Origin of the sequence: Ornatilinea apprima, from assembly GCF_001306115.1 — a bacterium.
Taxonomy (GTDB): domain Bacteria; phylum Chloroflexota; class Anaerolineae; order Anaerolineales; family Anaerolineaceae; genus Ornatilinea; species Ornatilinea apprima.
Window position 1 is genome coordinate 91541 of sequence record NZ_LGCL01000026.1, and the last position, 24264, is coordinate 115804.

Below are 24264 nucleotides of genomic sequence, written 5' to 3' on the forward strand. Positions count from 1 at the left end.
AAGCAAAGGGTTTATCTTTTCGGCCGGAACAGGCGCGCCATCTCTGGGTCAGCCGCCAGTTGTTCCAACCGCTCCTGTTGGTACGTCTCTTGAATTCCTCGAATGCCCAGCATGCTCGCCAGGGTCAGCAGCACGCGCTTCCAATCCGCGGCCACCCGTCCCGGGTCGCGCCATAACGCGCGCCAGTAAGCGGCGATGGATCGGCCGTATTTGCCGCCCACGGAGCAGTACCATGCGTTTAACCAATCTGCCCCGGCCTTGATCTTGCGGCGGTGACGGGCAAATTCCTGCGAAAAAGGCTCGCTGCCTGCCATCCAATCCACAATCTGGTAGGCCTCGCGCCCAAAACGCGCCGCCAAAGCCACATTCTTGGCGTCAGCGTGATAGCGCGCCGCCGACCACAGCGCCGGCAGGTGATAGATTTTCGCCTCGGCTGCCATTTTCAGCCACAATTGATGATCAAGCAGGTAATGAAAACGCGGATCAATTCCACCCACTTTTTCATACACCGCCCGGCGCATAAACACCGACGGCTGCCCGATGATGTGAAAACTCATCAAGTCTTGCAGCCCGTAATCGGGCAGGCGCTGCACATTAATTGGGCGACCTTTCCCATTCAGCGAGACTACATCGCCGTACACCAGACCTACGTCCGCGTGAGTTTTTAACACCGAAGCCGCCTGTAAGACCGCCCCAGGCAAATAGTAATCATCCGAATTGATCCAGGCGATCACCTCTCCGCTGGCATGGCCAATCCCTTTGAGAATCGCGTCTCCCTGCCCCTCATCTTTCTCCGATACCCACCAGGCCAGTTTATGCTCATACTTGCGGATAATGTCCACGCTGCCGTCGGTCGAGCCGCCGTCCACGATGATATATTCCAGGTTCGGGTATCCCTGTTCCAGCACCGAACGGATGGTATCCTCCAGGTACTGGGCCTGGTTATACGAAGGAGTAACAATTGAAACGCGCGGTAATTCGCCCATACCATCCTAAAACAGGGAGGAGTACTCCACCTTGTCAAAAATCTGAAGTTTACCCCCCACCGTTGCATCCAGCACTTTCCGCCCCGCCTTTTCATAAGCCTGGCGCGCCATCCAATAGCCGCGCTCAGACGTATCCAGGTCGGGCAATTGCCAGCGGAAACCCTTGCCAAAATAACCGGGGTGGAAGTGATTGGGGTCGTCCCCTTCGGAGACCACCGTGGTGTTCGGCTTGCCCTGCGTGGCAAAAGAATGGTCCACGCCGATCAAAACCACCGTTTCAAAGCCCATGAAATAGGCAATTTGCAGCGCCACATTGGTCACCGTCGCGCCTTCCCAAATCCGCCCGCGGATGTCACCGCTGAATTTAGGGCCGGTGTAAGTGGTGTAGAGAAAGAACAGATCGTTGTCGGGCTGCAGCCACTGCCGCCCACGCCACGAGATAAAGCGCGGCAGCTTCAAGCGTTGAATATCTTGCGCGCACTGCTCGATGACCAGGTCGTTGATCGAAACATAATAGCTGGTTTCAAAGCCCAGCTCCTCAAACAGCATGTAGATGCGGTTCATGCCAAAGGTATATTCGCCCTTCAGCTTGCTTAAATCCGTATTCTTCAGGCTTGGGCCGTTGCCAATAATGAAGCAGCGCTCGCCGCGGTGAATATCTTTGTAACGCGCCAGGTTGGCAATCGTGTCGCGCCGCCAGGGATGAAAGACCGCCTGCGGCCAGTCTTTCAGCCGCGCCGCGGCGTCCATCGTCGCCCGCGCCGAAGCAATCACCGGCTCAGGCAGGATCTTCTTGAGACTGTTCTTGATATCGCTCATTCGGTACTCAGCCTGGCGGTCGCCCCGCCGTCCACCACCAGCGCCTGGCCGGTCATAAAGGAAGACTGATTGCTGTCGGCCAGGAAATAAATGGCGTGAGCAATTTCTTCCGGTTCCCCAATCCGTCCGTTGACCGTTTTGCTGGCTAGATTCTCCAGCCGCGAGAGCACCGAGCCGCCATCCAGCACACCGCGCTCCATACTGGCGCGCAGCATGGGCGTATCCACCGCTCCCGGCAGAATGGCATTGACGCGGATATTATCGCCGGCAAATTCAATCGCCATGGCGCGCGTCAAGGCCAGCAAACCGCCCTTGCTGGCAGCGTAAGCGGCAATATTGGCCGAAGTGGCAATCGCGTGCACGGAAGACATATTGACAATCGCGCTGTTCCCCGCTGCTTTCAACAGCGGATGCGCCAGTTTGGCGCCCAAAAACACCGAACGCAGATTGGAAGCCATCACCGCGTCCCATTCCTCGCCGCTGGTTTCAATTAATGGTTTATTGAACTGCAAACCGGCGTTATTAACCACCGCGTGCAGTACCGGGCTGAAGGCCTGCGCCTGGCTGAAAATCGCTTCAATATTTGCCGGGTCCGAAATATCGGATTGGATAAACAGCCCGTCCGTTGGAAATCCTTCACCAAAAGCATTGCGGTCCACACCAATCACCCGCCAGCCGTGCTCGGCAAACACCTTGACCGTTGCCCGGCCTATGCCCCCCGCCGCACCCGTAATTAACATGACTCTGTTTTCCAAAACTTCCTCCTTTAACGTTTCCCTGATAACATTAGCTCAGGCTGGCGCGCACTTCATCCAGGTCTTCGCAGTTGATCTCCAGTCCCAGCAGCAAATTGCGAATCGTATTCCAATGCACGCGTTCCCAGGCAGACGGGCTGGAATTGGAATTGTGCGGGGCCAGCATCACCTGGCTCATTTGCCGCAGAGCAGAATCCAACGGCAGGGGTTCCACCTCAAACACATCCATGCCCGCGCCTCCCAGGCGGCCGTCTTGCAGCGCGCGCACCAGGGCGGCTTCTTCCACAATGGGGCCGCGCGCGGTGTTGATCAGCACCGCCCCGCGTTTAACGTTGGCCAGCGAGGCGTCATTGATCAAATGGTAACTGGTCGGGTTCAGGTCGCAGTTCACGCTGATGAAATCCGACTGCGCCATCAACACGGCCAGACTCACCATTTCCACGCCCTGCTCCACAATAAAATCGGGTTCAATTGGGCGAATGTCGTTGCCCAGCAGGCGCATGCCAAAGGCGCGCGCCCGGCGCAGCACCGCTTTGCCCACATTGCCAACACCGATCACACCCAGCGTGCATTCGCTCAGCGAGCGGCCCATCAGTTTTTCCCAATTCCCGGCCTTCATTTCGGCATCCATCCAGGGCTGGCGGCGCGCAAAGGCCAGCATATAACCCAGCACCGAGTCGGAAACCGGCAGCGTGAAGGCGTTGGGCGTGTTGCGAATTTGAATCCCCCAGCGGGCGGCGGCTTTCTGATCCAGCGAGTCGATCCCCGTTCCCCATTTCGAGATCACCTTTAATCGGGGCTGGCAGGCTTCCATCACCTTCGCCGTGTAGCGGTCATCTCCGCAAATCGCGCCGTCAAACTGCCCGGCATGCTGCAGCAGATGGTCTTCTTCCATGCGCTCCAACACTTCGGGCACAATCAGGTTCAGGCCATAATGGGAAAACACCGGGCGAAAACGCTCGACGTAAGGGATCATGTAAGGGGCGGAAAGGAGTACTGTTTTCATAGCGGCTCTTCTTCATCAAATCTGATTTTTGATTATACCGTACTCATTTTAATCGCTGGCTGAGGATCGCGTCGGCGATTAAAAAGTCGATTTCCTCATCAATATCCCAAGATTCATCCGCTTCCATTTTGAACATCAGCGGGCGGTCGCCCAGGCGGTTGCGCCGCCGCAGCAGGTTTTCGCGGGTGAAGATGTAAATGCACGAATTTTCTTCATACACCGGCGGTAAATCCTGCGTTTGCAGCAAAATAGCCGGGTTGTGATTGATCGGCCTCGTCAGCTCATCCCACAGGCGGGTTTGCAGGCGCGTGGCCGAAAACAGCGAGTCAAACGCCGGGTAGCTGCTCACCAACGCCTGAATCGCGTTTGAGATCGTCTCTGCCCGCAGCAGCGGATTGGTGCTGTGGGTCTGCAAATACAGATCGGCCTGCACCTGGGCCGTGTCGTGCAACAGAATTTCATTCATTGGGATGTCATCCGCGCGCAACGACTCAGGCCGCTCCAAGGCGATGACACCGGGATACTGCCTGTCCAGTCCTTCCAATATTTCTGGACTGTCAGTATCTACAACAATATCATCAATTTCCGGGCAGGCTAGCAGCGTATCCAGAATGTGCTGGTAGAGTGGGCGGCCGGCCAGCGGGCGGTAGTTTTTCCCCGGCACACGCTGCGAATGGTGGCGCATCGGCACCAGGGCGGCAATCTTCATTTTGTCCTTCATCATCACAGCTTCCCTTGTTGGTTTTGCATTTCAGAACAATCTCTGCCATTGGAATAATCAATCGGCATCACCCCGCGCTGCGCCGGGCGCGCCTTCGCCAGGCTGGTGTTGGGATAGTAGAAGGCCTGTTTGAGCTGCCAGGTGAGCGATGACTGGCGATAACCCTGATGGGTTCCATAAAACTGCGCCCAGCGGAAGCGCGCCACCGGAACAATCTCCTTCCAGAAGCGGCCCAGCTCCCCTGCCGCACGCAGATCATTGACCACGTTGCCTGTCCACAAACGGATCAAATCCAGCCAGGTGAAGTGTTCCTGCGGATAAATCTGTTTGAAAGCCATACCCTCGCGGCGATAGCGGTTGAAAATGCTGCGCCAGTTCTGCTGGTGCACATGGATGATCTCTGCCTCAGCCGAGTAGGCGATGGCATAGCCCTGGTCAAACGCCCAGCGCGCCCAGGCCAGGTCTTCCAGCGCCGGAATAGCCTCATCGTAGGGATGAACTTCCCAGAGCGCTTTTCGGACGGCGCAGTTGGCATTATTGCAGAAGGGATGGCTCTGGCGCGGCGTGGATTGCTCGCCAAACCAGTTGTGGAAAATCTGGTGCTCCGAGAACATGGTTACGTCTGCTCCGCGCTGTTTGCCGTAACTTAAGGCGATCTGCTCGTCTTTCTGCAGCGGCGCGATCAGCTTTTCCAACCAGTCCGGGTAGACCGGGTAAACATGCGCCGAGGCCATCACCACATAATCTGCGCGCGCCTGCTGAATGCCCAGGTTGAGCGAACGTCCAAAGGTGAACTCGTCCGGCGCGATGTGGGTGATTTCCACCGGATACTGCCGGGCAATCTCAACGGTGCGGTCCGTCGAACCTGAATCAACCAGCACCACCTGCACATTTTTCAGCGTTTGCTGGCTGATCCCTTGCAGCAGGCGTCCAATGTGGGCCTCTTCGTTATAGGCGCGAATCACAATCGTGCAATCCGGTTTTTCTACGCTCATACCTTGCGGTTAATCCTCGCCCAATAATAGATTTCCATCACCCAGAATTCCATTCACAATGGTTTTCATCGTCTCAGAGTGCTCTACGCTCAGATCCGCTGGGGAAAAGGGCTTCAGGCGCACATACCCGGGCCAGATGCCGTCTTCTTCAATAAAAGCATCAAACGGCAGCGACGTTTTGAAAAGCTGGTAGTACAAAAAGCGTCGCGCGTTCTCGCGGAAGTGAGCAGGCACTTCAATCGTCTCAGCCATTAAAAATTCTTCGGCCGCCTGGTCAAAAGCTGGCCGTGACTGCGGGAAGAACACCGTCTCCAATTGGGTGAAGCGTGCCTTTCCGGCGCACAGCACCGCCGCACCCATCAAAGACGCTTCCAGACCAATGGTGGAGTTGTATACCATCACAAACTTGGCCCGGTCAATCAGCTCATACGAGCTCAGATACTCGCTCGCGTCCACAAACCACACATTTTTCAGCGTTTCCAGGTGGTTCTTTCTTGCCCATTCCGCCACACTTTCGCGGCTTTCTTTCCCAGGGCGGGCTTCGTCGGGGTGGGCTCGGATCACAAACAGCGTCTCCGGGTGCTGGCTGGCAATCTCCAACACACGGTCCAGCCAGGTGAACATATCTTCAAAGACCACATTGGCATGTGACTGGCTGGTATCAAAAATCACGTTGGTGAACACCGGCACAACTTGCCTGAACTGCTGGGCTTTCTCCACCAAGTGCGGGTCGAGCTTCATCATTTCCGGCCAGAAGCGCACACCCGCCATGCTAAAGTTGCCCTGAAAGCGCTGCGCCAGGTAGGCGTCTAACCGCTGCGCCTGGCTTGCGCTCAATGCAAAATTTGAGGGAATGTCAATTGGGTAGGCGGTCGCCTCGCCGGTGGTGAAGAAACCGGTATACGGCTGCAAACCCACCTCATGCGCCACCACCTTAATTCCCCTGTCCACTGCCAGCTTGCGCGCCACCGCTTCGGGGAAAAACTGTCCATTAAACACCAGCACCGCGCGCGGGTTTTCTTCCTCCAGCAGGCGCGAAAAATTCTGAGCTACATTCCACGCCGAAGCGATAAAACTGCGAAACAGAAAGCGCGTGGAATCATCATCCGCCAGGTGATGGCGGCGCAGCACCCAGCGCAGGGTGGGCAGGGTCAATTCACCCAGCCCTAAACCCTGGAATTTCAACTCTGCCAGCGCGTCCACGCTTAATCCGGACATCGCGTTTTCCAACGCCGCGTCCGTTGCCCATTCAAACCAGCGCGCTTCTGCCGCCGTGGTATTCGCCATCGACTGGGCGACACATTCTTTGCACGGCGGGAGCTGCGCGGGGTTGTCCTTATTGGTTCCCAGCACGCAGCGGCTCATCCCCGCGTTGCAGGCGAAGTGAATCACCCGCGCGCCGGCCATCTGCAGCCCCCAACTGGAGATTAGCGAAAAAGCGGCGTTCAGGCTCAGCCCGCCCAGGCGCGTGGAGGCATTAAACACCACCACCGGGCGCGGATCGTGGGGCGCTGGACGCGCCTCCGCCACGGCGCGCGCGCGGGCGCGGAGGCTGTTGGTCATCTCCCGGCGCAGCCACACGCGCCGGGCCTTATTGCGAATGCGATTAATCACGCTGTGCGCTTCCATCCATCAGGACTGGCTGCTGGGGCGGAAGCGGCGCAGTTTCTTCAACGATGAAAGCTCGCTGTCGTACACCTTCTTCACGCCATCACCCAGCGATTCTTCGGTAACGCGGATATATTTCACCAGTTTGCGGAAGCCTCCCGGCTCCACGGAGGCCGCCTGATCGTTGCCCCACATGGCGCGGTCCAGGGTGATATGTCGCTCCACCAGGCAGGCGCCCAGCGCCACGGCAATCGCCGAAGGCACCAACCCCACCTCGTGTCCCGAATAGCCAATCGGAACCGGGAATTCGTCCATCAACGACTGGATCATGCGCAGGTTTAATTCGCTTGGGTCGCAGGGGTACGCGCTGGTGGTGTGCGTGATCAGCAGATTCTCCAGACCAATCACCGTTATCGCCTCGCGGATTTCTTCCATGGTTGACATGCCCGTGGAAAGAATCACCGGGCGGCCGGTGGCACGCAGCTTGCGCAGCAGGCCGTGATCGGTCAGGCTCGCGGACGGCACTTTGTAGCACACCGGGTTGAACTGTTCCAAAAAGTCCACCGCCGGCTCATCCCATACCGAAGCGAACCAATCAATACCCAGCTCTTTACAGTAGCGATCAATTTCTGCGTACTGCTCGGCTTCAAATTCCACTTTGTAACGGTAATCCAGGTAGGTGATGTAGCCCCACGGCGTTTCGCGCATCTGCCCCTGTTGTTCGGGGGGCACGCAAATGGCCGGGGTGCGTTTCTGAAACTTCACCGCGTCCAATCCGGCCTCTTTCGCCTCGCGGATCAGTTCTTTGGCAACATCCAGATCACCGTTGTGATTGATTCCAATTTCTCCAATGATATAAGTCGGGTAGCCTTCGCCTACCCAGCGATTTCCTAACTTGACTGCCTTTGGCATGCCAGCTATCTCCTTTCACTCATCTTGTTTAAGATCATATCGCACAATTCGCGTGCCGCGCCGTGGCCGCCGTTGCGGGTAAGCACCAGATCGGCTTCACGCTGCGCTTCGGGTTCGGCATCCGCCACCACCACCGCGCAGCCCACCAGCGGAAAACAGGGCACATCGTTGATATCGTTTCCTAAAAAAACCACCTGCTCCGCAGGAATCTGGTGTTCGCCCAAATACGCTTGCAGCACTTCGGGCTTTTCCAGCACGCCGTGCACTGCCTGGATGCCCAGCTTGCGGCAGCGCGCCTCGACCACCGCGTTGACCTCACTGGAAATCACGATGAACTCCACACCCTGCGCCTTCAAGCGCTTAATGCCCCAGCCGTCGCCGCGGTTGGCCGCTACCATCTCATGGCCGTTCAAATCTACCCACACGCGGTTATCGGTCAGCGTGCCGTCGAAATCCATCACCACCAGGCGCACTTGTTCGGGCAGCGGACGGCGACGCTTGGCCGGGTCCACCATCTCCAGCCCGGCGTTCCACACCAGCCACTCGGCCTTGCCCCAATCCATTGGGTTGTCAATATCCACCGTGAAGCGCGCGTCCACCACAATCGGAAGAATTACCTCACCCGACATGCTTGCCTTCTCCAGAATAGTCGCCGGGCGGATCACGTCAATATGCCCGGTCTGCCAGTAAACAGGCGGCAAAATCTGGCGCGGAGAGTTATACGGCTCGGCAATTCCCGCTACGGTCAGCAGCGGAATCATGTGCCCCGTGCCGGGGTCCAGCCGCCACATCTTATGCGGATTTTGCCCCGCGGACACAATACCACGCACCGAATCGGCTTCGGGGTGATCGAGCAGCATGCGCACCGCGTCATCCACCAGCGTTCGCGGGCGGATGGGCGAGGTCGGGCGCAGTTGAATCACCGCGTCTGGGTGGTAATCTTCATTGACGCCCAGCCACTGCAGGGCGTGCTCGAAAACCGGCAGGTCGGTGGTGGTGTCTTCGGCAAACTCCGCCGGGCGCAGAAAAGGCGTCTCAGCCCCCCACTCGCGCGCCACAGCGGCAATTTCTTCGTCATCCGTGGAGACAATCACCCGCGTAACCGTTTCCGCGTCCAGCGCGGCGCGGATGCTGTAAGCAATCAGGGGGTAGCCGGCAAACTTGCGGATATTCTTGCGCGGAATGCCCTTTGAGCCGCCCCGCGCGGGGATAATTGCCAGAACTTCAGGGTGTTTTACCATGCTGTCCACCCTCCGTCGATCACCAGATTGCTGCCGGTCATGTACGAAGACGCGTCTGAAGCCAGGAACAGCAAACCGCCGTTCATCTCATCCAGGTTGGCCATGCGCCCCATCACCGCCCGATAGGAATAATTGCGGGTAAAGGTTTCATCATGGCTGTTGTATACACCGCCGGGTGTCAGGCAGTTGACGCGAATATCCGTCCCCGCGTAATACGTGGACAGATATTTGCACATGCCCAGCACACCCGCTTTGGTTACCGTGTAGAAAATCGGTTTGTACTGTTTGGGCTGGCCAGGTTTTTCGTAAATGCGCTGGTCTGGCCCCACCAGTCCGTAGGTGGAACAGATCAGGATAATTGAGCCTTTGCCCTGCTTGACCATCGGCTTCACCGAAGCCTGCACCGACAGGAACATGCCAGTCAGGTTCACATCCAACGCGCTCTGCCAGGCGGCCAGCGGATAGTCTTCAAACGAATTGTTGTGCTGCCCGGCTTGCGAAGCATCAAACTTGGGGTCCATGGCCGCGCTGCATACCACCACATCCAACCGGCCAAATTTCTCTACGCTGCGCGCCACCATCTTGTCATTCGATTCGGGTTGGGTTACATCCAGCCCCACACCCAGCGCCGAATAACCACTTTCTTTCAGCTCCTCAGCATACGCCGCCGCTTTTTCTTCATTCAGGTCGGCCACCACCACATTGGCGCCGGCTTCGGCCAGGGTGCGGCAAAATCCCTTGCCCAATAAACCCACCCCGCCTGTTACCACCGCGGTGCGCCCGCTCAGGTCGAACTTATCCATTATTGTTCCCATATTTAGGATTCCTTTTCGCTTGTAACCTCAACACCAAAAATGATTCCATCATCCAACTCGTAAAGGATGGGCATGCCATCGCCCAGGTCCTGCATCATTTGAATATCATCGGCAGAATTGGAATGCATTAATCCATAATAGTTAAAAATCACCATATAAGCTTCGCCCTTGATTACCGCTTCACGCACTTCACGCACGTTTTCTGCGTACCCTTCACGCGGACGGTCCGTTGCGGGGTTAATAGGAGAGGGCAGAGCGTAGGCAGGGCGATTGTTCAGAAACTGAATTGCCATAATTTTATTGCTATAAATCGGCATATCTTCCGGCAACTGCCTTAGGACAGCCAACGTGGCAGAGTTAAGCCAACCGCTGCTCAAGAATCCCTGTCCGCCCCAAGATATTTCCCGGGCAGAAAAGTAAGTCCCTTCAGCAAATACCAATCCTAAACCCAACGCAATTGCAACTGCGGTGCCTTTCAACCACATTTGGCCGCGATTCCATAGCCATTGGATGCCCATGAGGAAGAGGGCAAGCATGCACACATAGACTGGAAACATGATGTGCGCTTCAAAAATCGGACTGGCGTCTAAAAACAGCAGGGTAACAATTAACAGCGCAGAGTAGCCAAACAAGTACACAACGTTGCCAATCCGAAAAATTTGGCTTTCTGATAATGTCCGCTTTTCGCGTACAGCGCGAACAATCCACACGAGGCTGCCTATTGCCACCGCTGCCATACCCGCATAAAAGAGAACGCTGGCAACGGGAAGCGCCCGCTCCACCAGCCCCTCACTGTTCGGCAGCAGCCATTCCCACAGGAAAATCATTCCCTCTTTGATTTTCGCAGCATGAATGGGATGATACAGCATGGTGCGATTCGCCAGCGATCCTTGCACCAGCTGATTGCGTACCATCCAGGCCAATGCCATCGGCAGTCCTGCTGCCAGGTAAATACCCGCGCTGATCAGCTTTTTTCGCCAATCCTCCTGGAAGAGCAGCACCATCACCAGCACCGTTCCGAATAGTGCCGCGCCCACATAGCGAGTTAGAAACGCAAATCCAGAGAATAACCCGCTCAGCGCAATCCAGCCGATCTTTCCGGTTTTGAGGTGGTTAGCCAAGCTGAATAACACACCAAAACTGATCAATAGAAAATAACCATCCGTCATTGCGAAGGTATGAATGCGCATTATGGGTTCAGATAGCGCCAACAAGCCGGCTGCCAACCAGCCAAACAGAGTTGAGCCCGTCATCTTCTTGCCCATTACACCCATCAAGATGACATTGATGGCGTATAAGAAGATGGAAAAATACCGCGCCGTATACAGCGGATCCAGACCCGGCAGGCTGAGCAGCGCCAGAGTCAGCGAATACATCGGAGGGAAATTGGTGATCGGCACGGCAGAATAATCGCCAGAAAAACGCACATAGCCATTCCCGGCCAGTAGATTACGCGCGCCGAGCACATACAACACCGAATCATTAATCACACCAATACCATGCCGGGTGATATAAGCCATTAAACCCGCGCACATCAGCCCCAATAATCCCAACCCCAACCAGAACAGGCGGCTGTTCCCTTCCAGCCGCTGCCAAATTTCCATCATCTTGTTCTGAGGTTTTTTGTTCATTGACTCAACTCATTTCGTATGCAGCCTTGAATTATAAAGCCAACCGCTGCACTCTGCTACCAGATTGGCTCCGAGCGGTAGCGGTAGATCGCTCCATCTTCCGCCTGGTAAATCACCTCCAGACCCTCAGTCAACCCTGCCGCCCAGCTCTCCGCCTGATCGCCATATAAACCGGCCACCTGCTTCGGCAGGCTGTCAAACACTACCAGCAGCGCTTTACCGTCGCGAAACAGCTTTTCAGCCGGGTCTTCCTCCAGGTTGCCATCGCCGTAACGCGCCGGGGAAACATCCGGGCTGTTGGCGTAAATCTCTTGCAGTGGATACGACGCCCGACCACTCAGAAACAGGATTGCCGTCTCTTCGTTGGTTACAATCAGCTGACCGGCAGGCAGGTCTTTCACCGCCCGCATCGTTTCTGAGTTTATCCAGGCCAAAGATTGGTAACCTAACCCCTCAGCAAAATTTTGCTGCACAATGCGCAGCGAGCGTAAGCCGTACCATCCCGCCAGCAGGCACAGAACAGCCAACCCAACGGACTTCATCGCGGCTTGCGAGGAGGCGTTTATCACGCTCAACACACCCACCAGCAGCACCACCAGCCACACAAAGGCCAGATGCACCGGCGAGAACATGCGCGAACCAATCGTGATCGGCGGGTACGTGGTCAGTGCGACCAGCAGAATCAAACCGCTGTACAGCCCGCAGAAGACCAGCAAGCCCAACACCAGCCGCCGCAGCATGCTGCAGTCAGATCGGTTCATTTTTCGCAGACCCAAAACCACCAGCGCCGCCATCCCCATAAGGGCTGCGGCGATGATCGCGGTGTTGAACACGGCCGGGTACGGCGGAGAGGCAATCCACGAATCGGGAATAAACCAGAACAGCAGCACTTCGCGCAGATTCGCGCCAAAATCAGCCAGCCGCTGCGTCAGGCCCGCGCCCTGCTCCACGCTGCGAGAAGCCACGCTGGCCGTCTGGCTAAGATCATAGAAAATCCAACCCCAAATTGGCAGCGACCCGATTAACCCATACACCAGCGCAGATTCCATCCGTTCCCGTGCTTTGCCGGGCGCGCAGAAAAGCACCAGCAGCGCCCAGGCCCCTAGAAACGCCGCTGAGCTGTAACGCGTCAGCAGCGAGAGCCCGGCCAGCAGCGCGCTGATCACCAGGTTGGATTTTTTCGCGGGCTCTTCAAAATAATCCAGCAGCACGCTCAGCGCGCCAAACCCCAGCAGAATCGCCAGCGGTTCCGACATGGCCCACGAATAGACTGGGATCAATACCGGCGAAAGCGCCGCCAGCAGCGCGGCCAAAGCCGCCAGCCACAGGCTGCGGCTGGCGCGTAGCGTTACCCAGCCCGTCAACCAGATGATTAGCCCAAAACAAATGCCATTCAACAAATGGGCGGCCATCACCCCGTCCACGCCAAACGCGATGAACAGGCTGATCACCAGCGGGAAGAAGGGCGGAAAGTAGGGCAGCAGGCGGAACTCACCCTGCGGGCCGATCAGTCCCAGGCCCTCGCCCTCCACCAGATGACGCGCCGAGGTGAGGTAAATCGTGGCGTCGCCGCCGATGCCAATTCCCTTCGCTGTGCTGACCAGATAAATCAACACGCCAAACAGGGCAATTCCCACAATCCATCTGCTTTGTTTCTTCATCTGCTCAGTCGGCATGGTTGCTCCCTTCCGGCAAAATGAATACCCATTGTCCATCGAGTTTGTTCACCAGTTCCAGCCCCAGGGCTTCGCAATCGTACTGCACCTGCTGCATGTCCGCGTATTCGCTGGCCTGCACCAGCACATATTTCACGCCAAATTCCTTGAGCAGCGCCACGCTGGCCTCATCCGGAAAGCCCTCCAAAACAGGGATCACCTCGCGGTACTGGCGCGGCGGGAAGGCGTTGAAGAACCCGCCCACGTATGGTTTTTCGTGAAACAGGGTGTAATAAGTCTGCTCCTGGTCTTCCGCCAGACGGAATGGCATTTGCACCAGCGGCGCGTCATCCGGTTGCTCCGCCAGCCAGGTATCCACCGCGCGCGGTGGCACCTGGGCAAATTCCGTGTAGGGGCCGGGGTAGAAGTCAAACAAAACCAGCATGATCAAAGCCGCCGCAGCCGCCTGCTTCCACGGAGTGGGAACACGCTTCAAAAGCCAATCCCCTCCCAGCCCGGCCAGGGCGCAAACAAACACCAGCGCGAAGATGCCAAAGCGCATTAAAGCGCGCAGTTTCGCGAAAAATGGAAAGACATAAAACAACCCAAACCCTGGCAGCGGAATGGGCGCTTCCGCCCGCCCCAGCCGCCCGGCCAAAAATTCTGGCAGGCGCACCAATACCGATTCTCCGTTCCAGTGCAGATCAATGCCCATCGCCAAAATCACCGCCAGCAGACCACCCGCCAGCATCATCTGCATCACCTCGGCATGCTGGCTGTCTTTGCGCTTCAGCCAGGCCAGCAGCGCCAGCGCGCCGGAGACCGCGCCCACATACAACGTGCCTTCAATCCATAAATCGCGGTTGAAGTTATTGCCGACCCACGCGCCCCACAAAAAGTGATCCGTGGATGGCAGCACAAAATCGGTGGGGCTGGCCGAATATGGGCGCACAATGCTGATATTGCGGTCGGGCAGGCCGCCCTGCTGAGACAGCGCGAAGAAAGGCGCCACCGCCGCGATCACCAGCGGCAGAGAGACGACGCCCATCAACAGCAGGTGCTTCCAAAACAGCATGTCCTTCCAGCGCGCGCGCTCGATCCACAGCAGATAGACCAGCAGCATCCCCCCCACCACAATCAGGCACATGTAGAGGTAATAGGCCGAGGTCAGGCCGATCAAGCCCAGCGAAACGCCTGCCACAAGCGCCGCTTTCCAATTCCAGCACCGCGCTTCGATCAGTTCAAAAAACCCCAAGAAGAAGAAGGGAAACCACTGCGTGCCGGATAAATTGAGATGCCCGATCAGAAAATGGGCAAACCGGTACGGAACAAACGCGAAGGCCGTCCCTGCCAACAAGCCCGCTGCGGAACTGCCGGTCATGCGCCGCACCCACAGGTACATGCCCAGCCCCGAGAGCAAAAACGAGATCAGCATCGCCATATTGAACCCAAACATCGGCCCGCCCAGCAGACTGAACGGCAGCGCGATCAGCAAATTCGCCGGGGTGATCTCGGTGTAGGCCAGGCTCCAGCCTTCCGGGTAATTCAAAAACCATACATCAAACGGGTTGACATGCAGTTGAAACAAGGCTTTCTGCAGCCAGCCGATCATCCACACAAAGTAAATATTATCCCCCACCTGCCCTACCATCGAGTCCAGCATCCGGGTTGGCAACGGCCAGGTCATCCATACCGTCAGGACGGAAAAATACAAACCTGCCCAGGCCAGGTGGAATTTTTTCAGGGATTCGCGCATCCAGTTCATAAGGAATAATCTTAAAGCTGAACGGTTCGCCGCTCTGCGGAAGAGCGGAAGATCGCCTCAACAATTTCCATCACTTTTTCGCCGTCCTCCAGGGTGCAAACCGGGCTGGCTTTGCCCTGAATCACGTCAATAAAATGACGGGTTTCGGCCAAAAACAGGTCGTTGCGGTCAAAGCCTTCCGCCAATGGGAAGGTCTCCCATTGACGGCTTTCTTCCTGCCACAGGCGCGCCGCACCTTCGGCATTATCCCATGCCAGCGTGCCGTGCGTGCCCACCAGTTCCAGGCGGTGCACCGGCGGGCGCTGGTAATAATTGACCTGCACGCTGGCCTGCGCGCCGCCCGCAAAGCCCAACGACACTTCCGCCATGTCTTCCACGTCCAGTTCCAGATCGCTTAATTGACCCACCACCGCGCTCAGACTTACCACGTCGCCCAGCAGCCAGCGCAAATAGTCAAACGGGTGGGTCAGCGTGCGCACCACGCCGCCGCCCAGATCGCGCCGCGCGGCGTAGCCCTGTCGGTAATCTTCCCAGGGGTGCCAGCCGGGTAAATATTCACCCCACTGGCAGCGCGCGGACAAAATCCGCCCCACAGCCTGGGTGTCGATCAGCTCTTTTATCTTGTTCAAGCCGGGGTGAAAGCGGAATTGAAACCCCACCAACAGGCTGGATTTTCCCTCATCCAACGCCCGGCGCAGCTCATCGATTCCCTCCAGGCTGTCTGAAACCGGCTTCTCCATCAAAATAGAACATCCAGCCCGCGCTGCGGGAATAGCTACCGGCAGATGCAGCGCGGTGGGGTTGGCAATCACCACCCCATCCGGGCGGTGTGCCAGGGCTTTCTCCAACTCCGTCTCCACCGGCAGACCGGCAATTTCATCATCTGGCAGGGTGCTGCGGTGCGAGCGCAGCAGCACAATGTCTTCATGCCCCAGCGCGCGCAAATTGCGCAAATGCCGCCTGCCGATCGAACCAAACCCGGCGATCAGAAATTTCATTGTCCACTCCCCTGTGATTTCTCCAGGCAAGACAGAATGAATTGGCCGGTGCGTTTGCCGGCCTGGGCGTCGGTGTAGGTAACTTCATCACGGATGAATTTCCGGCAGGCTTCCAGGTCTACGGTTGGCTGTTCCAGATAAAGGTTAATCGCCTGCTGCAACTGTGTGGCATTCGTTGCTACCCGGCCCGCCCCCGCCTGGCGGAAGCGTTGATGGGTCGGCCAGTTGCCAATCTCTGTCAGCGGCAGATCAAAGCGTCCGGGAGTATTCCAGCCGCCCGGCGCGTCAATGCAAACAGCCAGAATCGGGCGCTCGTGAATGGCCGCTTCCACCACCATGGTGGAATAAACGGTTAAAAACACATCCGAATAGGCCATCATCGAGGTTTTCTCGGGCATATCCTCACCCGAGTAATACCCTAAAGACCCGCCCAGCGGCACCGGCTCAACCACATGCACATTGGGCACCTCGCGCGCCAGCTGGCGAATCTTTTCTCGCTCGCCAGCAAACAGCGGTTCATCCATAAAGTGATTGGGGTGCAGGCGCACCAGCAGCTGTGACGGCTGCGAGAGTTTGTCCTCGGCCACCAGCCGGGCAATAGCTTCCACGTTCTGATAATTAGGCGAGAAAGTGATGAAACTGCACGCGTAGCCCAGCAGTTTGCGGTTGGGATCGAGGTTGTGCAGCTTGAAGTATTCGTCCCGGTCCATCAGCCACTCGCGGCGGAAGTAACCGTCATACGATGGGATGCCGCCCACATGCACGCGCTCCGCTTCCCAATCCGAACCCAGAATCAATTCGCGTTTCTGCTCCTCCGACCAGCAGGTGATCCAGTCCATCGGCGCGCCGGGCAGACTGTAGCTGGAGGGATTATCCCACCCCACCACCACCGCCGCGGTCTTCACGCCGCGCCGCGCCGCCTGTCGCAGCAGGTAGCGGTCGTAACGCCAGCCGGGCGTGCTGGCCAGCACCAGGCTGGGCTGGTATTTTTCAAATAAATCCGTGTACAGATCGGGCGAGAAGGCATACTGCTGGCGCACCAGCCACTGCCGCGCCGTTTTGGAACGCCGCAGAATGGAAATCGCCACTTTCATGAAAGGCATCAGCAGCTTTCGCTTGCCCACCGCCTCAGCGTCCACCTGGCGAATATGGCTGTCCATCGCTTCGGTATTGATGCGGTTGGAGGAACCCACCCGCCGCAAGAAGTTCAGCCACCATTGTTGGGTGGGTGAAACGGTGTCATAGTACTTGCGCGCTTCGCCCAGGCGCAGTCCTTCGATATGTAGTCCCTCGCGGCCGAAACGCTGCTCAATCTGTTCTTTCAGCCCGTCATCGGTCAATATCACCACCTCCACGCCCGCGTCCAGCAGGGTGGGAACCACATCACTCTGTAAAAAATAAACAATGGCCAGGCCGTGGTCGGCGCTGATAAAAACAGTTTGTTTGGCCATAAAGGGTTGTTCTCTCCTTGAAAAGTGCGGCTATTTTCGGTCGTAATACCAGCGGAAAATGGAATCATACAGCCATAACAGCGGCTTTTTCACCATCGGCAGATCCAGAAGCCGGTACTTCTGCGCGGATTGGGGCTGTTGTTGAGTTTGCCCTTGCAGCCCGCGCAGAGTATTGCTGAGATTCATCGCGTAAGGCTCCACTGGCATCAGGCGCAGCAAACCGGCCTCGTTCATGCGCTGGTCAAGTTGTTTTACTTGCCCCATCGGGCGGTCCATATCAAACGGCAGAAACTGCTGCAGCGTGTCTTTGCGCGCGGTGAACTGCCAGTGTGAAGCCCCGGCCAGCGCCTGCAGGTCGCGGTAACGGAAGCGCACGTCTTCCGTCTCCGCGTAGCGCGCGCGAATTTCTTCTTCACTTTGTCCCAGGCTCAAGTCAAACTCCAGAAAGACCTCCCAAGGGATGAAGTCGCCGCGTTCCACCGTCACCTCGGGCTGACTTTCACCCCACGCCACTGTGCTGGTATAGTATTCTGGGCGGGTGCGGTATGGCCGCGCCGTAACCATGCCCACATTGGGGAAGCCTTCCAATAATTCCAGCGACTTGCTCAAAAAGCCTTTTGAGAAAAGACAATCGTTATCGGCATAACAGATGATCTCACCCGGCGCGCCGCTGAAGATCATGTTCCACGCGCCGCCTTTGCCCAAATTCTTCTCCGACAACAGCAGGTATTGAACGCGCCCGGCTGACTGCTCAGCCAGCAGATAGTCTTTCACCTCCGCGCAACTGCCGTTATCGAAAACCATCAGGTCAAAAGGCAGGTCCGCGCTTTCGCGAATACCGTTCAGGCTGGTCTTGAGCACGTCCAACATATCAGCATAGAAACCGCTCAAAAACGGAATGTAATTTAACACCGCCACCGTCACCCGTTCGGGTTTGGCCACGCTTTTCACAAATTTCGCCGGATTTTGTCCGATGCGCATAATCTCTCCTCAACGCCCCGCTTACGCGTCCGTCTGTTCGCGGGGTTTATTCATGGCCGAGCGCAGCTCGCGCCAGGCTTTTTGCGGGTGAAAGAGGGCAAACATTAACTGCCCCAGGGTGTAAGAATGCAGCTTAACCAGCGGAAAGATTTCCATCTCGCGCAACCATTTTTCGCCAGTCACGCGCGCCGGTTGGATCTCACCGCCTTCCAGGGAGTAATCCGCGTCCAGTAGATTAAAAATCGTTCGTTTGCCGCCCGCCAGCCGCACGTTTTCGTCTGTTTCGGGCAGGCGGTAATGCGGCTGCCCCTGCGGCAGATGGCTGTAATCATGGTCCTGGTGCACAATCCGAATATCCTTGGTCGCATCGACCAGCTTCCAGCCTTCGTAGCGTGCCTTGTAGAACATCCAGTTATCCCAGCCAGCGCGGCCAATGGCAAAAGCGGGCATATCGCTGAAACAATCGCGGGGATAGACAAAATAATCGCTGCCGCCGCGCGGGTGCAGCCGCCCGCGGCTGGCAATTTCCTGATTCAACCATTCACTCCAATTCCCGGAGAAATCGATTGACTCGCGCAAATCCAAGTCCCAGCGCTGACCTACCAGAAGAAAATTCTTCTCCTGCCGGGCAACCGCCTTGATGGATTCCACCATCTGCGGGAAAAAGATCACATCGGCGTTAACATACACCAGCACCGGGCTGCTGCTGGCCTTGCGCGCCATCTCAAAAATTGAACTGACCAACGGTGTGCCCGAGCTGTTGCGCTCCACGTCCGGCAGGTGGCGCACCTTCAATTCGGCGCAGGCTTCCGCGATGCCTTCTTCGTCCCCAATTACCAGCACCTCCACCTCAGGTCCCAGGTGCGTCCACGATTCCATCGCGTTGCGCTGGATCAGGGCGATATGCGGGTTGGTAAACGGCTTGGGAGCCGTAAAAATGGTTATTTCAGACATTGGTTTTATCCTTGTCTCGCTTGGTCGGCCTTCTGCTCGCTCTCATTGAACACTTTATGGCGCACGCCCGCGTTGATCTCGCTCAATTCAGGGTGTTCCACCACCAGCTTCCAGACATCCATCCAGCCAAAATCGTTGCGGCCGCCAAAGGATTCAAACACGCGCTGAATGAATTCTAAATCTTCAGGCGTATCTACCGTCCAGCGCTGGCTGCCCAAATCACTGGCATAATTGACGACCAAAACTTCAAAACGGCCTTCCTGCTCATACAAATACGGCATCACATGCTCACGCTGGTAAGGCTGATCGGCTTCATTCCAGGCGCGTTCCAGCGCGCTGAAGGTACAGACTTCCGTATCCAGCCCGATGGGGTAGGTGCGTTTCCAGGGCGGCGGCAGGCGGTTGGCGGCAAAATCCACTTTGGCGGCCAAAAATTGGCGCACCAGATCATCAATCAACTGCGGATCAATCACCGGGCAGTCAGCCGTAATGCGAACCACCACGTCTGCGCCGCAGCTTTTTGCTGCCTGGTAGAAGCGGTCCAACACGTCTTGCAGCGGCCCTCGGAATACCGCGATTCCGTTTTGCTGGCAATAATCCGCCAGCGGATCATCGCTGGCCTCAATAGTGGTCGCCACCAGCACCTCATCCACTATCTGGCTGCGCCGCACGCGTTCCACCACGTGCTGCAGCATCGGCTTGCCGCTGATCTCTTTCAAGACCTTCCCCGGCAGCCGGCTGGAAGACATTCTGGCTTGAATAATCGCTACAATTTTCATACAGGTATTAAAAACGGGTCGTTCCGCTACTTCTTTCCATATTTTTTTCGTATAAATCCAACGCCATCTGGTAGGCTTCTCCCAGCCGCAGCTGGTTGCGGCGCCAGTCGGCGCGCGCTTCGGCCAGCGCGCGGCTGGCTTTGCCTATCTCAGCCAGCGATTCTTGCTGGCGTACGGCCTCGCGGATGCCTTGAGCCAGGCTTTCCACATCGCCGTCTTTGAACAGCCAACCCTGCTTCCCGCTCTCAACCCATTCCAGGTTGCCGGGGATATCGGAAACCAGCACCGGTTTTCCGCAAGCCAGCGCCTCCATCAGCGATACGGATGAACCGTCGCTGTGAGACGCGCTTAAATACAAATCGCAGGCGCGATAATACCCGGCCAGTTTTTCGTTGGTTACCTGCCCGCCGAAATGCACCTGATCCATCACACCATTTTTCATCAAAATCTCTCGAATCATTCCGGCCTGCGACCCGCCGCCCAGCAGCATTAATTGCAGCCTCGGCAGTTCGCGAGCAACGAGGGCAAACGCCTTCACCAGCACGTCAATCCCGTAGATCGGCTCCCAGGAACGCAGCGAGAGCAAGACGAAATGATCCTCCCATCCCAGGCGCGCGCGTAGGCCGCCGTCCTCTCCAGGAGAGAACTGCTCCAGATCTACGCCCCACGGAAAGAGCACCACTCGATCAGGAGAAAAACCATACTGCTGCGCTTTGCGGCGCACAGCCTCACAGTCGCCCAGCAGCACGCTGGTGTGCTGCAAAGCGAAGCGCGTTACTCGCCGCGACCAGGCGTTCTGGTCGGCGTCTACCAGCAGATCGGACCCCCACGACATGCTCACCAGGGGACGATAGCCAGACATGGCCGTTAGAAAGGCGCAGCTCTGGATCGGCCCGGCGTGGATCACGTCTGGCTTGACCTCGTCAATGACCTTTTGCAAGCTGCCGAGTATATGCGGGTAGTCGCGCACATCCACCTCGGACGTGCCGCCTTTCCACACGACCTGCTGCACAGCGGGCGGCAGCGGGCGGTCTTCACGCTGCATTCCGCGCCGCTCCAATCGCAGAGAAAACACCTCAAAATCCATCTCGCTCAACGCCGAAAGAAAGCGGTGATCGTGCGGTGTGTAATCGCGGGTGAAATACAATACGCGCACTAGTCCCTCAACATCGTCCAGCGTAGCTCTTTACCAGCGGGAATATCTTCAATCGCCCGGGTGCCCAATACCGCTTCCACCTCGCTGGGTTTGATCGCTCCGGGGGTAGCCGGGCGCAGCACGTCAATCATTTCACGGGTGAACGGCTCGCCAGCTCGGATGTCGCGCGCCGCGCGCAGGCAGCGGCGCTGCACAATCGCGGTTTGCTGCTCATTCCCGGCAATCACTTTATCCGCGGAACCTAATGCCCGCTCCAAACGGCGGGTGTTTTCCACCATATCCGCCCAGGTTTGCGGGTTCATGGCGAACTTATGGTCCGGCCCTTCGCGGTTGTTATCATCGGTGAAATGTTTTTCAATCACCCGTGCGCCCAGCGCCACCGCGCCCAGCACTGTGGCATGACCGGGGGTATGGTCAGAAAGGCCCAAAATGACGTTGGGGAACATGCTGCGGTAGGTTTCCAGCACACGCAGATGGATATGGTCAAAATTCTCCAGACTGGCGGTGTAATTGGTATTGCACTGCATCAGCACCAGCTGCGGGTTGACGCGCAGCGCGGCGTGCACCGCCCGCTGCACTTCGCCAATGTTTGAAGCGCCCGTGGCCAGCAGCACCGGTTTGCCTTTGCGCGCCATATATTCAATCGACTCCAGCCAGTCAATATCACCCGAACCGATTTTATATGCGGGCACGTATTCATCCAGCATGTCGATGGCCTCAAAATCATACGGCGATGAAAAGTAGTCAATGCCCACTTCATCGCAGGCCGTTTTAAGCGCAGCCGTCCAATTGAATGGCACCGAAGCCTCGCGGTACACCTGCACCACCGACTTCTTCCAGCTGGCCTGGTGCGAGACCTGGGCGTTCATGTGCGAGAATCCGTAATCCGAAACGATCTTCTCTGCTTGAAAATTCTGAAACTTGGCCGCGTCTGCGCCGGCTTCTTTCGCCAGACGGATCAACAGCCGCGCGCGATTCAGGTCGCCGTCGTGATTGGCGGCGATATCCGCGATGAAATAGGTGGGGTGATTCTCTCCAACCAGGTTCTTTCCAATTCGGATTTCCATTTCACGCTCCTTTTTCAAAAAACCAGTTACGCCCCGGCGTCCAGCGCGCGCAGTCGTTGGGGCAAACCCTGCTCAAACGTCTCATAGAAACGGTCAATCCCCTGCTGCTGGCCGGGAAGCGCGTCACCCAGGTCGCGGGTTAATTTTTCCACACTCAGCGTCAGGCTGGGCGAGCGGTTGGCCTTCAGACCTGCTTTCTCCCACGAGGTTGGCTCAATCAGGCTTTCGTCCAACCCAAAGCGCCGCGCGATGCGGCAGCCAAACTCGTATTTACTGGTACTCTCCGGGCTGAGCACATGGTACAGACCGCTCAAACCGCGCTCCACCATTGCTGTCAGCACATCCGCCAGGTCATTCACCTGCAAGGGGCAAAACAGCACATCGGTAAAGCCCATCATCGGTTTCCCGGCCGCCAAACTGTAATAGAAGAACTCCGCCAGGCTGCGCTTTCCGCGCAGGCTCCAGCCGTAGAAGTTCACCCGCGCGATGATCGCGTCTGGATTATTTTCGGCCACCTGCTGCTCTCCGCCCAGTTTGGTGCGTGCGTAGACGTTGATCGGGTTAGTCGCATCCTCTTCACGGTACCCGCCGCGCTGCCCGTCGAATACCGCGTCGGTCGAGATGTGCACCATCTTGATCCCCATCCGGCGGCACGCCGCGGCCAGCTCGCCGGGCACTTCGGCATTCACGCGCTGGGCCAGTTCAGGCTGGGCTTCACAGGCGTCGATATTGGCCAGCGCGGCACAGTGCAGCAGCACATCCGGGCGGATTTTCTCCAGCAGACGCGCGCCTTCACCGGCAGCCGCCAGGTCCGCGGTTTCAATCGCGAAAGGAGCGTTCACCAGCCCGTGCTGGTTCACCACCCCCACCACCGCATGGCGTCCGTGCATTTGCAGGCCAAAATTCAGGCCCAGCAAGCCGCTTGCCCCGCTGACCAGATACTTCATCATGCCAGCGTGCCCTGGTTGTACGCCTCTTCAATCGGGGCGACAATTTTCTTAATCTCTTCCACGCCCAACCACTCGTCGTTGGTGTTGCTGGCGTAGCGGAAACCATCTGCCACTGGTTTTCCTTCTTTTTCCCATTCATGGCCAAACCACAGCGCCTCGGCGGGCTGCACAACAAACATGTCGTCCAACTCCACGGTAGTGCGCGCTTCATCGTCGGAGATCAGCACTTCATGCAGTTTTTCGCCGGGGCGAATGCCGATCACGTTGACTTCGGCTTCTGGGGCCACCGATTTCGCCAGGTCAATCACCGTCATACTGGGAATTTTCGGCACAAACACTTCGCCGCCGCGCATCTGCTCCACACAGCGGATCACGAAGCGCACGCCCTGATCCAGCGAGATCCAGAAACGCGTCATGCGCTCATCGGTGATGGTGACCTTACCGCTCTCACGCTGCTTCAAGAACACCGGCACCACGCTGCCACGGCTGCCAACTACGTTGCCGTAGCGCACACAAGAAAAGCGTGTGGCTTTTCCGCCAGCGTAGGCATTGCTTTGCACAAACAGTTTTTCGGCGGCCAGCTTGGTGGCGCCGTACAGGTTCACCGGGTTGACAGCTTTGTCTGTGCTGAGCGCCAGCACCTTGCGCACGCCCGCGTCCAGCGCCGCGTCGATCACGTTGCTGCTGCCCAGAATGTTAGTCTTAATCGCTTCCATCGGGTTGTACTCGCAGGCTGGCACCTGTTTCAGCGCCGCGGCGTGCACGCACACCGTTACCCCCTGCAGGGCGCGGCGCAGGCGTTCCTGATCGCGCACATCGCCGATGAAATAACGCAGCGAGGGATGGTCGTAGCCCGCCGCGCGCATTTCGTGCTGTTTCAGCTCGTCGCGGCTGTAAATGATAATTTTCGCCGGGTGATACTCTTCCAGCAAAACGCGGATAAACTTTTTACCAAACGAACCGGTTCCACCGGTTACCAGGACAATTTCTTTACTCCAGTCCATAGATATCAATCTCCA

The 24264-nt window shown here is 57.3% G+C and carries 22 protein-coding genes; all 22 read right to left on the reverse strand.

The window, feature by feature from the left end:
• Positions 1-11 precede the first annotated feature (11 nt).
• The 22 genes from ADN00_RS12085 to pseB are packed head-to-tail and all read right to left on the reverse strand — an operon-like array spanning position 12 to position 24249.
• Positions 12-986 carry a glycosyltransferase family 2 protein gene (locus ADN00_RS12085; protein WP_075063248.1) on the reverse strand — a complete coding sequence of 325 codons (975 nt, stop codon included), beginning with the start codon at positions 984-986 and terminating at the stop codon, positions 12-14.
• 6 nt (positions 987-992) lie between these two features.
• Complete coding sequence (locus tag ADN00_RS12090; RefSeq protein ID WP_082390109.1) at positions 993-1805, reverse strand: 6-hydroxymethylpterin diphosphokinase MptE-like protein; 813 nt, start codon at positions 1803-1805, stop codon at positions 993-995.
• Complete coding sequence (locus ADN00_RS12095; protein WP_236691513.1) at positions 1802-2560, reverse strand: SDR family NAD(P)-dependent oxidoreductase; 759 nt, start codon at positions 2558-2560, stop codon at positions 1802-1804. The genes ADN00_RS12090 and ADN00_RS12095 overlap by 4 nt, the downstream gene beginning before the upstream one ends.
• A 31-nt stretch (positions 2561-2591) precedes the next feature.
• A complete protein-coding gene (locus tag ADN00_RS12100; protein WP_075063250.1) occupies positions 2592-3566 on the reverse strand; it encodes a phosphoglycerate dehydrogenase in 975 nt (324 codons plus the stop codon).
• 43 nt (positions 3567-3609) lie between these two features.
• Entirely contained in the window at positions 3610-4290 is a 681-nt protein-coding gene (locus ADN00_RS12105; RefSeq protein ID WP_075063251.1) for an acylneuraminate cytidylyltransferase family protein, read from the reverse strand.
• The gene (locus ADN00_RS12110) at positions 4290-5282 is read right to left on the reverse strand and encodes a glycosyltransferase family A protein (RefSeq protein WP_075063252.1); all 993 of its coding nucleotides are present in this window, start codon (positions 5280-5282) and stop codon (positions 4290-4292) included. Before ADN00_RS12110 ends, ADN00_RS12105 begins: the two co-directional genes overlap by 1 nt.
• A 9-nt stretch (positions 5283-5291) precedes the next feature.
• Positions 5292-6896 (reverse strand): capsular polysaccharide export protein, LipB/KpsS family, encoded by a 1605-nt coding sequence (locus ADN00_RS12115; RefSeq protein WP_160317523.1) that lies wholly within the window; start codon positions 6894-6896, stop codon positions 5292-5294.
• A gap of 18 nt (positions 6897-6914) precedes the next feature.
• Positions 6915-7802, reverse strand: a complete 888-nt coding sequence (locus tag ADN00_RS12120; RefSeq protein WP_075063254.1) for an N-acetylneuraminate synthase family protein — start codon at positions 7800-7802, stop codon at positions 6915-6917.
• Positions 7803-7807: 5 nt separating this feature from the next.
• Positions 7808-9043 (reverse strand): acylneuraminate cytidylyltransferase, encoded by a 1236-nt coding sequence (locus ADN00_RS12125; RefSeq protein ID WP_075063255.1) that lies wholly within the window; start codon positions 9041-9043, stop codon positions 7808-7810.
• Complete coding sequence (locus tag ADN00_RS12130) at positions 9037-9858, reverse strand: SDR family oxidoreductase (RefSeq protein ID WP_075063256.1); 822 nt, start codon at positions 9856-9858, stop codon at positions 9037-9039. The genes ADN00_RS12125 and ADN00_RS12130 overlap by 7 nt, the downstream gene beginning before the upstream one ends.
• 2 nt (positions 9859-9860) lie before the next feature.
• Positions 9861-11489: an ArnT family glycosyltransferase gene (locus ADN00_RS12135; RefSeq protein ID WP_075063257.1), complete on the reverse strand. Its 1629-nt coding sequence runs from the start codon at positions 11487-11489 to the stop codon at positions 9861-9863.
• A 56-nt stretch (positions 11490-11545) separates the two neighbouring features.
• A complete protein-coding gene (locus ADN00_RS12140; RefSeq protein WP_075063258.1) occupies positions 11546-13165 on the reverse strand; it encodes a hypothetical protein in 1620 nt (539 codons plus the stop codon).
• Positions 13155-14909, reverse strand: coding sequence for a glycosyltransferase family protein (locus tag ADN00_RS12145; protein ID WP_075063259.1), 1755 nt, complete (start codon positions 14907-14909; stop codon positions 13155-13157). The genes ADN00_RS12140 and ADN00_RS12145 overlap by 11 nt, the downstream gene beginning before the upstream one ends.
• A gap of 11 nt (positions 14910-14920) precedes the next feature.
• A complete protein-coding gene (locus tag ADN00_RS12150) occupies positions 14921-15907 on the reverse strand; it encodes a Gfo/Idh/MocA family protein (RefSeq protein WP_075063260.1) in 987 nt (328 codons plus the stop codon).
• Positions 15904-17358, reverse strand: a complete 1455-nt coding sequence (locus tag ADN00_RS12155) for a glycosyltransferase family protein (protein WP_075063261.1) — start codon at positions 17356-17358, stop codon at positions 15904-15906. The genes ADN00_RS12150 and ADN00_RS12155 overlap by 4 nt, the downstream gene beginning before the upstream one ends.
• 30 nt (positions 17359-17388) lie before the next feature.
• Positions 17389-18339, reverse strand: coding sequence for a glycosyltransferase family A protein (locus ADN00_RS12160; protein WP_075063262.1), 951 nt, complete (start codon positions 18337-18339; stop codon positions 17389-17391).
• 21 nt (positions 18340-18360) lie between these two features.
• Positions 18361-19293 (reverse strand): hypothetical protein, encoded by a 933-nt coding sequence (locus ADN00_RS12165; protein ID WP_075063263.1) that lies wholly within the window; start codon positions 19291-19293, stop codon positions 18361-18363.
• A 5-nt stretch (positions 19294-19298) separates the two neighbouring features.
• Positions 19299-20072 (reverse strand): cytidylyltransferase domain-containing protein, encoded by a 774-nt coding sequence (locus ADN00_RS12170; RefSeq protein ID WP_075063264.1) that lies wholly within the window; start codon positions 20070-20072, stop codon positions 19299-19301.
• Positions 20073-20079: 7 nt separating this feature from the next.
• Positions 20080-21228, reverse strand: a complete 1149-nt coding sequence (locus ADN00_RS12175) for a glycosyltransferase (protein WP_075063265.1) — start codon at positions 21226-21228, stop codon at positions 20080-20082.
• Entirely contained in the window at positions 21228-22295 is a 1068-nt protein-coding gene (locus ADN00_RS12180) for an N-acetylneuraminate synthase family protein (protein ID WP_075063266.1), read from the reverse strand. Before ADN00_RS12180 ends, ADN00_RS12175 begins: the two co-directional genes overlap by 1 nt.
• A 26-nt stretch (positions 22296-22321) precedes the next feature.
• Entirely contained in the window at positions 22322-23245 is a 924-nt protein-coding gene (locus ADN00_RS12185; RefSeq protein ID WP_075063267.1) for an SDR family oxidoreductase, read from the reverse strand.
• The gene (gene pseB, locus ADN00_RS12190) at positions 23242-24249 is read right to left on the reverse strand and encodes a UDP-N-acetylglucosamine 4,6-dehydratase (inverting) (protein WP_075063268.1); all 1008 of its coding nucleotides are present in this window, start codon (positions 24247-24249) and stop codon (positions 23242-23244) included. Before pseB ends, ADN00_RS12185 begins: the two co-directional genes overlap by 4 nt.
• Between the last annotated feature and the right edge of the window lie 15 nt (positions 24250-24264).